12 protein-coding genes are annotated in these 14,679 nt (G+C 36.7%); 2 read left to right on the plus strand and 10 right to left on the minus strand.

Annotation, left to right across the window (positions count from 1 at the left end):
* Nucleotides 1-84 precede the first annotated feature (84 nt).
* From MKY88_RS18210 to pepV, 6 genes are all read right to left on the minus strand, one after another.
* Nucleotides 85-948: a YtnP family quorum-quenching lactonase gene (locus MKY88_RS18210; RefSeq protein WP_291756352.1), complete on the minus strand. Its 864-nt coding sequence runs from the start codon at nucleotides 946-948 to the stop codon at nucleotides 85-87.
* Between the two features lie 11 nt (nucleotides 949-959).
* Nucleotides 960-1,610 (minus strand): tRNA (guanosine(46)-N7)-methyltransferase TrmB, encoded by a 651-nt coding sequence (gene trmB / locus MKY88_RS18215; protein WP_258270484.1) that lies wholly within the window; start codon nucleotides 1,608-1,610, stop codon nucleotides 960-962.
* Nucleotides 1,611-1,707: 97 nt separating this feature from the next.
* Nucleotides 1,708-2,643 (minus strand): diacylglycerol/lipid kinase family protein, encoded by a 936-nt coding sequence (locus MKY88_RS18220; protein ID WP_340814376.1) that lies wholly within the window; start codon nucleotides 2,641-2,643, stop codon nucleotides 1,708-1,710.
* 2 nt (nucleotides 2,644-2,645) lie between these two features.
* Complete coding sequence (locus MKY88_RS18225) at nucleotides 2,646-3,650, minus strand: nuclease-related domain-containing protein (protein ID WP_258270482.1); 1,005 nt, start codon at nucleotides 3,648-3,650, stop codon at nucleotides 2,646-2,648.
* Nucleotides 3,651-3,876: 226 nt separating this feature from the next.
* On the minus strand, nucleotides 3,877-4,731 hold the full coding sequence (gene dat / locus MKY88_RS18230; protein WP_069482374.1) for a D-amino-acid transaminase: 855 nt from the start codon (nucleotides 4,729-4,731) through the stop codon (nucleotides 3,877-3,879).
* Nucleotides 4,732-4,758: 27 nt separating this feature from the next.
* On the minus strand, nucleotides 4,759-6,165 hold the full coding sequence (gene pepV, locus MKY88_RS18235) for a dipeptidase PepV (protein WP_193832889.1): 1,407 nt from the start codon (nucleotides 6,163-6,165) through the stop codon (nucleotides 4,759-4,761).
* A gap of 357 nt (nucleotides 6,166-6,522) precedes the next feature.
* Between pepV and MKY88_RS18240 the strand changes: the two genes are divergently transcribed.
* A complete protein-coding gene (locus MKY88_RS18240) occupies nucleotides 6,523-6,744 on the plus strand; it encodes a DeoR family transcriptional regulator (protein ID WP_004226074.1) in 222 nt (73 codons plus the stop codon).
* A gap of 327 nt (nucleotides 6,745-7,071) precedes the next feature.
* The gene (locus MKY88_RS18245; RefSeq protein ID WP_193832890.1) at nucleotides 7,072-8,241 is read left to right on the plus strand and encodes an MDR family MFS transporter; all 1,170 of its coding nucleotides are present in this window, start codon (nucleotides 7,072-7,074) and stop codon (nucleotides 8,239-8,241) included.
* Nucleotides 8,242-8,299: 58 nt separating this feature from the next.
* Here MKY88_RS18245 and MKY88_RS18250 read toward each other — a convergent pair whose 3' ends face one another.
* From MKY88_RS18250 to asnB, 4 genes are all read right to left on the minus strand, one after another.
* Nucleotides 8,300-9,820, minus strand: coding sequence for a GGDEF domain-containing protein (locus MKY88_RS18250; RefSeq protein WP_340814380.1), 1,521 nt, complete (start codon nucleotides 9,818-9,820; stop codon nucleotides 8,300-8,302).
* Between the two features lie 161 nt (nucleotides 9,821-9,981).
* On the minus strand, nucleotides 9,982-10,695 hold the full coding sequence (locus MKY88_RS18255) for a pseudouridine synthase (protein WP_328203725.1): 714 nt from the start codon (nucleotides 10,693-10,695) through the stop codon (nucleotides 9,982-9,984).
* A 10-nt stretch (nucleotides 10,696-10,705) separates the two neighbouring features.
* Nucleotides 10,706-12,319: a putative polysaccharide biosynthesis protein gene (locus tag MKY88_RS18260; protein ID WP_193832892.1), complete on the minus strand. Its 1,614-nt coding sequence runs from the start codon at nucleotides 12,317-12,319 to the stop codon at nucleotides 10,706-10,708.
* 270 nt (nucleotides 12,320-12,589) lie between these two features.
* Nucleotides 12,590-14,437 carry an asparagine synthase (glutamine-hydrolyzing) gene (gene asnB, locus MKY88_RS18265; protein WP_291756319.1) on the minus strand — a complete coding sequence of 616 codons (1,848 nt, stop codon included), beginning with the start codon at nucleotides 14,435-14,437 and terminating at the stop codon, nucleotides 12,590-12,592.
* Between the last annotated feature and the right edge of the window lie 242 nt (nucleotides 14,438-14,679).

Consider the following 14,679-nt stretch of genomic DNA (forward strand, 5'->3'; position numbering starts at 1 on the left):
TGTTTAGTGTATCATATTTTCTATCATCATCACGAACAAAAAAGCGAGGTATCGACATTTTACATGTCAACTACCTCGTAATTGTTAGAATGGAATAACAGCTTGTCTACTACGTTCGAGCTTAGCCTTGATTTCTTTCCCAGTTTCATCCCATTTAATCATGCGGTAATAGGCATCATGGTAGAAAATAAAGCCATAGTTATTGGCAAGAGCTTCTTTCATAAGACGCTCTTTGGCAAAAACACTTGTCATTGGATAGTCATCATAAGCTAAAACCCATAATGGATTTTGATGAGCATGAGTAGGCATAATGTCTGCCATATGCAAAAGTACTTCGCCTTGTTGGGTAAGTTTAATTACAGCATGTCCTTCACTATGCCCACCTGTATGAATCAGCTCGATTCCTGGTGCTACTTCCAACATACCTTCATAGGTTTCAACTAAGTGCTGCACAGGCTCCCAATTTTCTTTCCAGTACGTATTTTTCGAGCGAATATTTGGGTTACGCATCTCATCCCATTCAATTTTTGTCGCGAAAATTTTAGCATTTGGGAAAGTAGGCACAAGCACATCATCTTGCCACTGAGTTAAACCACCAGCATGATCAAAATGTAAATGTGTCATTAGCACCGCATCAATATCTGCTGTCGTTAAGCCAAGCTCTTGTAAACTATCCGCTAACGAAGATTCCTCAGTTACACCAAAGTTTCTTAGCTGTTTTTCATTTAATTTATTAAAGCCAACACCCGTATCAATAAGATAGTTTTTGCCCTCATATTGAATAAGAATTGGTTCTGTTGGTAATTCAATTTGATTTTTTTCGTTGACTGGATATTTGCGCGACCAAAGTGGTTTCGGTACCACTCCAAACATCGCACCACCATCTAGGCACGTAACACCCCCGTTAAGCCATGATAATGTCATATTGTGAAACTGTAACTGATCCATCCATATTCCCCCTACAATTTAGTAATAAATTGCGACTCTAAGCGATAAATCGGCTGTCCTTTGGCAGAGAATTTCTGCTCATATTCAGTCATCACATTATCCTCTGGCATGTTTGCATGTAGGTCGAGTGATACATATTTTAGTAACATACCATATTCAGATATACTGATTAATGAAAATTCAAACAAACCACGGTTATCCGTTTTAAAATGGATTTCCCCATTATCCACCAAAATCGACTCATATAATTTCAAAAAATCCCCATGCGTCAAACGTCTTTTGGCATGACGTGTTTTTGGCCAAGGATCTGAGAAATTCAAATATACACGTGCTACATCATTTTTATTAAAGAATTTATTTAAATCAGCGCCATTTACTTTAAGCAAACGTAAATTGGCTGGAGATTTTGCTTCTAGAACTTTCTCTAATGCACAAACGATTACACTATCATAAAGCTCAATCCCTATATAATTAATATCTGGATTTTGCAAAGCCATTCCCGTAACAAATTGTCCCTTTCCAGTACCAACTTCAATATGAATTGGGTTGTCATTTCCGAAAACAGCCTGCCAATTTCCTTTAAAGTCTTCAGGATTCGGAACGATTACCTCTGGATGATTTGTAATCATTTCCTCTGCCCAAGGCTTATTTCTTAATCTCACTATTGTTCCTCATTTCTTTCTTATAAAATTATTGATTTTTTTATAGTATAACGTATTCCTCTTACATTCGCATAAAATTATTGCGCAATGATATTATTTAAGAACTCTTTGTCATTATGTTCCATGCACTCTGTTGCACTGTACAGTGGATGGTAGAACCCTGATGAACACGTCCACTATAATTACCATCCATATGACAATCAACCTTGTGGTCATTCACGATAATATCGAAATGTTGTCCTTGTAAAAATGTGATTTCTTTAAATTTCGTATGCTTTTCAAAAAAAACAGTAACAAAAATAAGTAATAATTTTAAACGCGAAATATCATGGACGATTGTAATATCGACTCGTCCATCATCTGCTTTTGCAGCTGGTGATATTTTCATACCTCCGCCGAAATATGGCTGATTGCACATGGCGACAAACCATGCTCGTTGGAATTGCCACTCTTGATGATCGGAACGTATCGTGACGTTAAAACATTCAAAGCTAAATAAGCCTCTAATGACAGCAATAGCATACGACAGCTTACCCAATCCTATTTTATTGAGGTAAAATTTAAGGCGAGATGTATTAATCGATTTTGTTACATAAGCATCAAAGCCTATGCCAGCATTGTTGACAAAGATTTCATCCCATCTATTGCCGAGCTGAATGCTTCCCGCATCTATTTTTGTATAGGCCGTAGCAGCATTCATTACATAGTCCTCGATTTGCTGAGCATTGTAAAATGTGGAAAATGAACGCGCAAAATCATTACCAGAGCCAGCACGAACCACACCAAGCACTAAAAATTCATTATGTACAACACCACTAAACACCTCATGGATAGTGCCATCTCCACCAACAACTATCAGTAATTTTTGATCCTGCTGTTGTCGAGCCCATTGTTTGGCAAGTTCTCGTCCATGTCCCTCATATTCTGTAAAAGCCACTTCATAGTCTATCGTTAGCTGCTTTCGAAGTTGGGACCATACTTTCTTACCTTTTCCATTCCCTGCAGCTTCATTGACAATAAATAGAATTTGCATACTCAATCCTCTGTTGTTTGTGGAGCTTGCTGCCAAATATCTCTATTAAACGAAGTAGTTTGTACAGTATTTAGAATCGCTTGAGCCGCACGTATTTGCATATGCTTCATTGGAGAGGAGGCCTTTCGCAAATGCTCCATCCATTCTCCGTAATTTCGGCGATCAACAAAACGAACCCCATACGGTGAACCCGGATAATCAAAATAACCATTTCGAGTTAATACAACTTTTCTAATAGGCATATCTATATTCTCTTCTTTAAACAATTGGGATAGTACCGATTCCATACGGGCTAAGTTTATCGTTGGATTCAGAACTTTAGAATCCTTTGTCCCCACCTTTTTCATCCAAAAGCGATCACTTCCTCCAACATATACAGCTTGATTATCTGCTTCCAAAACGGTAATACAAATACACTCCGTTGGAGACATTAATACGACATCAAGCTCAATCGGTGCTTTTCTTATTTGTAGTATAGGATAATAAAACAACAAGAAATTATCTGGTAAAGTTTGTAATAAAGTACGTAGTAACGAGTCCCGCATGAAGCGAGGATCTACATATGATTTTTCACGTAATGTTGAACTAGCCCATTTCATTTGGAAATGGAAGAATTGATCAATAAACATTCGCTTCAATTCATGAATGGATTGCGGAGCATACACAATCTTAGGTTCAAATGTTAGTGTTGTTTCTTCTTCTGGAATGGTATCCTCGCTACTTATGAGCTCGTTTGATATTTCTATATCTTCCACGTCTTCTGCTGCTTCTTTTTGTCGTCCTGTAAATATTTTTTTAATAAAGGAAAATCGCTCTTTCTCCTCGAAAGTATCCGTTTCCGTCTCATTATCAATATGTTGCCACTCGCTTATATCTTCTCCCAATTCCCATTGACGCTTAATGCGATCCCATTGGCTTTTCTTCAAGCGTACAAATTGTGTAGGATATCTCGCTAAGTCAATTTGATAGCGAGAAATATAATCTTGTATTTTCACTAATTGTGCCATGTAAAGGTCACTCCATTCTTCCTTACCATCTCGTTAGTTCTCTCTTTTTTCAATTGCTTAAGATAAAAGTGTCATGCATTCTTATGTATTCATTACATCGACATTTGTTCTACAAATTTCAATCTGTAAGATTATGCTACTATCCTTTTCATTTTACATGACGAGACCTAACATTACACCATAAATAAAGGGAACTATCCATACAGATAGTTCCCTACAAGGTCTTTTATTTTGTATTGATTGAAAGTGGTAATTTCGCTTCAAATGTTTGCTGTAATTGACGAGTCCATTCACCTGGAACTCCAGCACCAATTTGGTTGCCGTCCACATCAATGACTGGCGTAACCTCAGAAGATACAGACGACACAATGATTTCATCCATTGTTAGTAAATCCGCTTTCGTCATTGGCTCTTCGATTACGGGTAAATTAATTTCTTCCGCACATTTTAAAATAACTTGACGTGTAATACCATTTAAGATGAAATTATTAGCTGGATGTGTATAAAGTTTTCCATCTTTAATGCCGTAAACATTTGCTGAAGAGCATTCTGTCACAATATCTCCGCGATGTAAGATCGCTTCATAGCAACCTTTTTCAGCAGCTTCTTGTTTTGCTAAAACTGCACCAAGCAGGTTTAAAGATTTAATGTCACAACGTAACCAACGAATATCCTCAACAAAAGTGGCTTTAACACCCTTTTCAAAGTTTTCATATGCACGTTCACCCGCTTTTACATTACCAGTTAATACTGCTGGAATACTTGCATCCGGGAAAACGTGATTACGGGAGTTAGCTCCACGAGTAATTTGAAAATAAACATGTCCTGTTTCCAAATTATTCTTTTCGATTAGCTCATGTAGTAATTTGTGTAAAACATCTTTTGTATAAGGAATAACAAGGCGAATTTTTTCGGCGCTCGCATAGAAACGATCAATGTGCTCTTGTGCTGTAAACATATTTCCGTTATATACTTTGATTACTTCATAAATACCGTCACCGAACTGATAACCTCTGTCTTCTGGTGAGATTGCAATAGATCCTTCTTCAACAATTTGATCATTCCATAATGAATATGCCATTTTCCGTTCATCCTTTTCGTCTTTATGTTATTTTTTTCCCGCAAGCTCAACAATTGCTTCCGCATAAATAGCCGCTGCTTTTACAAGATTTTCAACCACTACAAACTCATCCGCCCGATGCGCCACATCCTGCTCCCCAGGGAATAACATGCCAAATGCCACGCCTTTTTTCAGCACACGTGCATACGTCCCACCACCTGTAGATAATAACGGTGTTTCTGTATCACCTGATTGACGTCTATAAATGGACGCTAATGTTTGGATAAATGGATCATCTTCACTGACATAATGAGGCTTGGAGTCGTCTTGAATATCTAATGAAAATCCTCTTTTTACAACTAAACGTTGAGCCTCTGTAATTTTTTCATCGAATGGATAGGACACAGAATAGCGCATACTAATTACTAAACTGCCACCTTTACTAACATCATAGCTAACAATGCCTGGATTTAACGTCGTATGACCAGACATGGCATCTTCAAATTGTAATTCAAGCTGATGGCCATAATGATCCTGATAAAAAACATCTGCGATAAAGTCGACAAATTGTTTACTTGTCTCTGTCGTCAACTCTTGTTGTAAAAACGCAGCAAGATAAACAGCTGCATTGACACCTTTTTCTGGTTCCATTGCATGGGCTGCTTTACCTTTGATAGTTATTATATAGCGAGAGTCCTCCATAAATAAAGAGCCATCTAGCTGATTTTTGCTTAAAAATGTTTGAAAATTCTGTTCGAATTGCGCTGATACATGCTGAACTTTAGCTTGGGCCAAATCTGGTACCATATTTGGGCGCTTTCCTGCATTAAATAATAGTAGTTGTTCTTTCGTTGCATCACCCACTTTATTTTGAGAGAACACAAGCTCTGCAATGCCTTTCTCAGCATTAATGAGCGGGAAATCTGCATCGGGGGCAAAACCGATTGACGGCATTTCTTCCTGTTTGAAATAGTGGTCGACACAGCGGAACCCTGTTTCTTCATCCGTACCAACGATCATTCGCACTCTTTTATCCAATTGAATACCTGCATCTTTGACAAGTTTCATGGCCATCCATGCCGCAACTGTAGGGCCTTTATCATCAATTGCACCACGTGCATACAGCTTACCATCGGCTACAGTGCCGCTAAATGGTGGGTATGTCCAATCAGCTTCATCTCCAATTGGAACAACATCAACGTGACATAAAATACCTAATAATTCTTCACCTGCACCCATTTCGATATGTCCAGCATAGTTATCAACATTTTTCGTTAGTAACCCTTCTTTTTGGCCCTTTGCTAGTAGCCATTCAAGCGCTTGAAGTGGACCATTACCAAAAGGTATCTCAGTAGTTTTCGTATCCTCATCAAGAATACTATTAATTTGCACAAGCTCCTGTAACTCTTGTACTAATTCATCTTGCCTTTCTTTTGCAGCCTGTAACCAATTCATACCATGTACCTCCTTCAAGTATTAACATTATTCTACACCTTACAACATATATGACAATCTTCTTTCTGACAACTATTTTCAGCAACTTGTACTGACACTACCACATATAGCATGTTTTTCACGTATTCCCACAAAATACAGTAAAAATTTTATGTTTCTATTGTAAATTTCTATTGCATTCACTAGAAAATCATGTAGTTTTTCTATATAATGAAGTTATCAGAATAATTCTTCTGACCATAAAAATTAGAAAAGGGGATGTCTAAGGCAGCTACTTAATAGCCTAAGTGCACTCCGCACATATTGTCGTCCGCTAGTCTTTGCCAAGAGAATTAAGATGAAGGAGTGGTTCATTTAATGAAACCAACTACTGATCGAATGCTTAATCGTATTAAAGACGTGTACATGTTTATTTTAGACAAAGGAACCGTGTCTACACAGGATTTAGTCGAAGAGTTTAGTATCACTCCTCGCACCGTTCAAAGAGATTTGAACGTGTTAGCCTTTAACGATTTGGTGACGAGTCCAAGTCGAGGCAGATGGACAACGACGAAGAAAAAAGTAAAATTGACGTCTTAGTTTTACGTAGAATGCGTAAAGCATTGTGTATGGAAAAGAATGACCTTTCGTCGGGGTCATTCTTTTTTTGTTGTTAGAAGATTATTAGATATTGTTTATCCTGTTGGATAAATCGAAGACCAGCATTATTTTGCTGTTTCATTGGCAGTGGGAATAAGATAATAAATTGAAAGCCCTTCTTGCTCCTTGAAATAAAATGAAGCTCGTTCAGTCATTTCTAGTGTAACTTCACGGAAACGTATCTTCCGAGAATATTTTGACTATTTACAGTTGCTTAACAATCCGTTAAACTCGAAACATTCTAAATTGTTGAGAGGAGGATTTTTTATGAAACTGTCAAATTTGTTTCATCCATTAGTTTGGATCATTTTGGGTGGAACAGTTTTCACACGTATTGCAAGCTTTATGGCAATGCCTTTTTTAGCTATTTATTTACATAATGAAATTGAAGCCTCTCCTTTACAAATTGGATTGACGATTGGGATTGCACCCCTTATTTCTACTGTTGGCGGGTTTTTCGGTGGATATTTAACCGATCGTTTCGGAAGGAAAAGCATCATTTTATTAACGATCATTGTGTGGAGCCTTGTTTTCTTCGGCTTTGCCACTGTCCATACGGTTTGGTTATTTATTCTATTCAACGCCTTGAACGGTCTTTGTCGCTCATTTTTTGAGCCTTCCACTCAGGCATTAATGATTGACTTTACACCTGCTGATAAACGGAAAAGACTTTTTTCATTACGTTACACGGCCATTAATATTGCCGCAGTCATTGGTCCAATAATAGGCGTCTATATCTCGCAGTTAGCAAGTCCTAGTATCCCCTTTATGCTAACAGGTATTATGTATATTATTTACGCCATATTTTTATTTTTCGTGTTAAACCGTTATCAAATGCAACAACAAAAAGCTGTTACGCAAACAAAAATTTTGCACACTTTCACAATTCTTTTAACAAATCGTGTGTTACTTAGCTTTATTTTGGGGGCGATCCTTATCAATATCGGATACTCTCAATTTGATTCGACATTGCCACAAATCATTGAATTAACCGTTGAAAATGGGACAAAACTGTATTCCCTATTGATTTCACTCAATGCAGCGGTCGTCTTATTATTACAATTGCCTATTAGTATTGTGTCTGAACGATTTTCATCATCCGCGACTTTATTAGTCGGTATTCTGTTTTTTGCTATCGGACTATTCATGTTCGGGTTCTCCGACAACTATACGCTCTATATCATCGCGATGATTATTTTTACGATTGGAGAAATCTTTGCCTTCCCTACAATGAATGTCATGATTGATGAAATTGCGCCTGACACTCAAAAAGCGACCTACCTTGGCGCTGCGCAATTTAAAAATTTAGGGGGCTTTATCGGACCCATTATAGGAGGTTGGCTATTAACACACTATATAGATGCCATGTTTGCAATTATAGCTGTCCTTGTATTATGTAGTTGTATCTTTTATCGATCTAAAACATCAACACATTAAAAAACGCTCCATATCTATCCAATAGCTCATTTTGCTATTTATAGAATGGGGCGTTTTTTCAAATCTTGGCGTCTTTGTCAGCAGCGACTTCGTTGTAGCTAGAGTATTGGTCTTTACCAGCATTTTTCGATTGATATAGTGCTTGATCCGCTCGCTCAAATAAGATCATTTCTGAATCATCTTCGGGATGATGATAAATAGCCCCTCCCATACTCACTGATAGTACCGACCATTTCTCAATAGCATGACCTTCCAATTTGAGAGTCCTTATTTGCACCAAAATGGCATCTGCTATCTGTTGCATATGATGCTCTGTTGTATCATACAAAACGATGGCAAATTCATCTCCACCAAATCTTACGACAAAACCATCTTTTTTCACTACTTTTTTTAAGATTTTGGCCGTTCCAATTAAGATATGATCGCCTTCCGCATGGCCAAATTGATCATTTACTTGTTTAAAATTGTCTAAATCGATTAACAATAATCCAGGCCTATTTATTTTTCGTTTCTTTAGTAAGCTATCCATTTTTCGTATATAGGTCGCACGATTATAAACACCTGTTAACGGATCAAAAGTGGCGAGATAGATTGTTTTAGAGAGTATTTTATTAATAACTGACAGCATTACAAAGGCTGTAACTAAAGCAATGGCTAGTAAAACCCAAAACTGTTTTGCGTTTTTTTGAAGCGCTTCCATTTTTGTGAAATTAGCATATTTCACATAAACAATTCTTTTGGAAGACTCCCCTCTGACCGTCTCTGCTTCATAGGGTAAAAAAAGATGCGTTTCAATATAACCCTGATCAATTGCTTTTTGATACTCGACAGGCTGCAGCTTCTTCCTTGCTAGCTCAAAATATTTCTGAAACTGTTCGGATTGTTCTTGAACGGTGATCCGCTTCGATTTTGAATCATTAAAGAAAACCCCACCAGCACTAATCGTTTGCACTTCTACTAAATCAACGTATTTCGCTACCAAATATTCTGAAGTTTTCTCAAAATTAAAAGTTTGAAAGACTGGATTTTTTAATAAGTCTATACTTAGTTCAAGAAGATATTTCTTATCATGTGTAGCAAGGTAGGCAAATTTCCTGTATTTTCCTGTAGTTGTAGAAATGTCTATTCCATCTGTGAAAAATTCCCCACTCGCACGTCTTTCATCCAATAATGCAGAAAAACGCTGACAGCACTTAGAAAAATTGAAACCAATATCTTTATCAAATGTTGTGTATATCACTGTATTAGTCTGATCTACTATGTATATATCCATATCATGTTTATTTTCCATTTGTTGTAAATCCCATGCAGCAACATTCGGATTCTCACGATAATAGTTTTTTAAAGCTCTCAGTTCATGCTCCATTTTGTCTGACATGTTTTCATCAAAATATAAATGAGCATTATCTACTGTTCGCATATCTGTAAGAATATGATTTTCTATTAACACTCTATTTCTGGCAACTTGTTCTTCTATATCATCAACTAATATTTGCCTATTCACACTTGAAATTACAGCAACAAGTATAACTGCAAAAGCTATTAAAGATAGTAATAATTTAATTCGCAGGTTCTTCATTTATTGGCCCTCTACTTATTTTCACCATCATTTTTTAAAAATATTTTAGACAATAATACGTTTCTTCACTATATTAAGATAACTCATTACATATTATACAGTTACTGTCACAAGGCTGTATATAAAAAATCCCCGATGCTAAGTTAGCATCGAGGAACATGTTAAGGGGTATTTTGTAAGCAGTGTAATTCTTCTGCAGTTAGCTCACGATATTCTCCTAACGCCAGATGATCGTCTAATTTTAGATTCCCCATAGATATACGCTTTAAATAGGTTACACGTTTACTTACAGATTCAAACATCCGCTTCACCTGATGAAATTTGCCCTCCTGAATTGTTAGCTCAATTTCAGATTGTGGCGCAGATTTTAGAATAACAAGCTTTCCAGGCTTTGTCATATACCCATCATCTAGCTCCACGCCATCTGCAAATTTCTCTACGTCCTCTTCCGTTACAACACCTTCAATATGTGCGTAATAAACCTTTGGCACGTGTTTTTTAGGAGACAATAAATTATGAGCTAGTATACCATCATTCGTTAATACCAGTAAGCCTTCTGTATCTTTATCGAGTCGGCCAACCGGAAAAGGTTTAAAATGCTGGTCTAATGGCTCCAATAGATCAATAACTGTTTCATCTCTTAAATCTTCTGTTGCAGAAATAACACCTGGTGGTTTATTCATCATAAAATAGACAAACTCTGTATAAACGACACGCTCTCCATAGACGGACACATTTTGCTGTTCTGGGTCGACATGCATAGCAGCATCTTTGACAGAAGCTCCATCTACTGTGACAGCTTTTTGCTTTAATAGCTGCTTAACTTCCTTCCGTGAGCCATATCCCATATTTGCAAGTAATTTATCTAAACGCATCTTACCACTCCTATTTCATTCCCAGCTTGCTCATAATACGAGTCAATCGTTCACCTAATAGCTTCTGTGCTAAACCTATACGGAGTGACAAAAAGCCATAGACAGCTACGCCAACAACTGCACAAATAACAGAGAACAGTAATGCTGAGAATTTACTATCAACTGGACCCATTAGTAATTCCAGTAACTTATGGACAATCAACACACTAATCGCCATTGCCATAGTCAATAATGCGATTAACACAACACGTCGAACGACCATCTCTGATCGATAATTTAACGTTTTACGTAACACAAGAATATTAATAATAATAGATACACTATACCCGATTGCAGTTGCTACAATAGCGCCATCTGCCTCCAACAAACGGATTAACGGGATATTTAGCGCTAGCTTAACGAAAATACCTGATAATAAGCTGAAGACAATCCATTTTTGAAAATCAATTCCTTGTAATAGGGCAGCTGTTACTTGGAATAACGCAAATAAAATGGCAACAGGTGCATAATGGGCTAAAATCATCGAACCCATTTCACTTTCAGAATACAGCATAAAATAAATTTCATTTGCTAATAGAGAAATACCAACTACAGCTGGCAATGTAATGAAGATTAAAATTTGATAGGTTTTATCCATCGCATGACGTAGCGATAAATATTCGCCCTGAGTGTAATATTTTGTAATTGTCGGGACAAGCGCCATTGAAAAACCTGTTGCTAGCATGACAGGAATGATGACAACCTTATGTGTCATAAAGTTAATCATCGATAAATAGGTATCTGTCACCTCAGCTAAGCCAATGGATGTCATAGCCCCATTAAATGTAAGCATATCGACTAATTGGAATAGTGGATTGGCTACACCTACAAACACCATTGGTATGGAGTAGGTAATAACTTCTTTATAAATATTGGACATTGGCAGCTGTGTAGAGGTTACACTTTGACTGCGTAATAAGTTAAATTCAGGCTGATATTTTTTCCAATAATAATAAAGAACACCTAAGCCACCAATCGCTCCTATAAAGGCTGCAAATACTGCAAAAGAAATGGCAGTCTCTGGCTTACCTTTGAACACAACAACCACGATGAAGGAACCGCCTAGTAACACGACAATTCGCACAATTTGCTCCACTAATTGTGAAACTGCGGTAGGCTCCATTTTGTCATAGCCTTGGAAGAAACCTCGCCAAAGACTCATAAATGGTACAACAATTAAGGCAAAACTAACCCATCTTATGACCGAAGCAATCTGATCTACTGTAAAAACTTGTTCTTCACTCTTAATCACTAATCCTGCTATAGGTGTAGCAAGGAAGAAGAGTGCAATAAATGCAGCAAAACCTGTCATCATCATAATGAGTATGCCTGATTTCATCAGCTTTCGACCTGATTGATAATCCCCCATTGCATTGTATTTAGAAACAAATTTGGAAACAGCAATGGGCGCACCTGATATGGCGATTGCCAGCATAATAGAATAAGGGATGTATGCATATTGATAGAGAGCGATATTTTTCTCTCCGACAATTGCATAAAACGGAAAAATATAAATTAATCCGAGCACCTTAGATAAAAACATCCCCAATGTTAATATCGCAGTACCTTTCATTAAATTGGACATCATACCCATCCATTCATTGTAAAATCAATATTATAGTTATACTTTCAGGTATACTTATAAAAATCTTTTCGTTTTTTTAAAGTCACAACATGCAAGCGCTGTCACTCGAAAGTTTCATAAGTAAACCAACTGTAATCTTAACATATTTATAGGAAATGAGACGCATAAAATCATCAAAAAGTTCATTAAAAAGTATACTTGATGAAAAAAGACCTGAAAATAATCGGTGAGGATTACAAAAACCCCCACCGATTAAAGCCCATTTCTTTATTACATGTCCACAAAGAACTTTTTATACCACACTAGGAATACATAGGCTGTCCAAATATAACGGCCGCGGTTTGCTTTTCCTTCATAGTGTTCATCTAAATAGCCAACTAATTGTTTTGTATCAAAGAATTCATCGGCAAAGTCAGTAGTAAACATTTCTTTTACCTTGTTGTAGTACTTTTCTTCACGCAACCAGTGACGAATTGGCACTGGGAAGCCTAGTTTTGGACGTTTAGCCCATTCTTCTGGTAATTCTTGATGTGCAGCTTGGCGTAGAACATATTTTGTATCAATGTCGTTGACACGATATTGAGATGGAATATTTTTAGCTAATTCCATTACTTCTTTATCTAAGAATGGTACTCGTAGTTCAATCGAATGCGCCATACTCATCTTGTCAGCTTTTAATAAAATATCGCCTGGCATCCAAAGATTTAAATCTAAGTACTGCATTTTCGTCACATCATCTTCGCCTGGTACTTCGTCATAAATACGTTTTGTAATAGATTTTACAGATGGCGCATTTTTATAGTCAGGTTTTAATACATTAATCGCATCTACTTCATCCCAAACTACAGCTTCCCCTATAAAGCGTTCCTCTACCGTTTGACCACCTTTAATAAGGAAGTTCGTATATTGGCTTTTAGGCAGACCTTCCGCTATTCCACGTAACGTTTTACGAACACCCCATGGAAGTTTTTCATATTTTTGCATTCTTCCTGAGTTTTGATACCAAGAGTAGCCACCAAAAATTTCATCCGCGCCTTCACCTGATAGTACAACTGTTACATCTTTAGAGGCTAGCTCTGAAAGGAAGTACAGAGGTACAGAAGAAGGGTTCGATTGTGGCTCATCCATATGCCATTGGATTTTTGGAAGAGCTTCAAAGCACTCATCTGCCGTAATATATTTACGTTCATTTTGAATATTTAACGTATCTGATAAATCCTTTGCTAGGTTCGTTTCATTAAACATATCTTCATAGTCAGCAAACCCAACTGAGAATGATTTATCTGGACGTAATAAAGACGTAATATAACTTGAGTCAATACCACCTGATAAGAATGAACCAACTTTTACATCACTGATTTTATGTGCTTCCACTGATTCTTTAACAGTTGATCGAATTTCTTCAATGTATTTTTCAATGGAAGCTTCTTTTGCATGGAATTTTTTATCCCAATATTGCACAATTTGCTTTTTGCCATTTTGAATAAGCATATAGTGTGCTGGTGGTAATTTAAAGACCCCTTTAAAGAATGTCTCATCCATCGCAGAATATTGGAATGTTAAATAAGGACGTAATGCCTTTTTATTTAATTCTTTAATAAATGAAGGATGTGGTAAAAATGATTTAATTTCAGAGCCAAAAATAAACGTACCATCTGTTGTATGTTCAGAGTAATACAATGGTTTAATACCAAAACCATCACGAGCAATGAATTGTAAATCATTCTTTTTATCCCAAATACAGAAAGCAAACATACCACGTAGCTTTTTCACAAAGTCTACACCGTATTCTACATAGCCATAAATAATAACTTCACTATCTGATTGCGTTTTAAAGGTATGTCCTTTTTCAATAAGATCTGCACGTAGCTCTTGGAAGTTAAAAATTTCACCATTGAATACAAGCACGATATTGCCGTCTTCACTATATAATGGTTGATTCGCTACATCTGATAAATCAATAATACTTAATCGTCTGAAGCCTAACGTTACTGTATCGTCACTGTGAATACCACCACTATCTGGCCCGCGGTGAATAATTGTATTCATCATATTTTCAATTGTTTGATGATGATCAATCACATTTGTTCCATTAATATAACCTATAAATCCGCACATTCTATTTTTCACCTCATAATTTAGTGCATAACCTTTACCATAATAGCATGAAAAGACATTCATTTCATGCTGACAATGCTAATAAAGGAAACTTTCATCGATATAATTGTATAACAAAATTTATTGTGTTTCATTCTACTATAAAATACCCTTCTATACGAAGGAAGGGATAAAGAATTATAAAACACTTTGCTATTATTTTCAATGTCAAAGAAGCCCCTACTCTATATAGACTTCATGTA

Origin of the sequence: Lysinibacillus sp. FSL R7-0073, from assembly GCF_038009065.1 — a bacterium.
Classification (GTDB): Bacteria; Bacillota; Bacilli; order Bacillales_A; family Planococcaceae; genus Lysinibacillus; species Lysinibacillus fusiformis.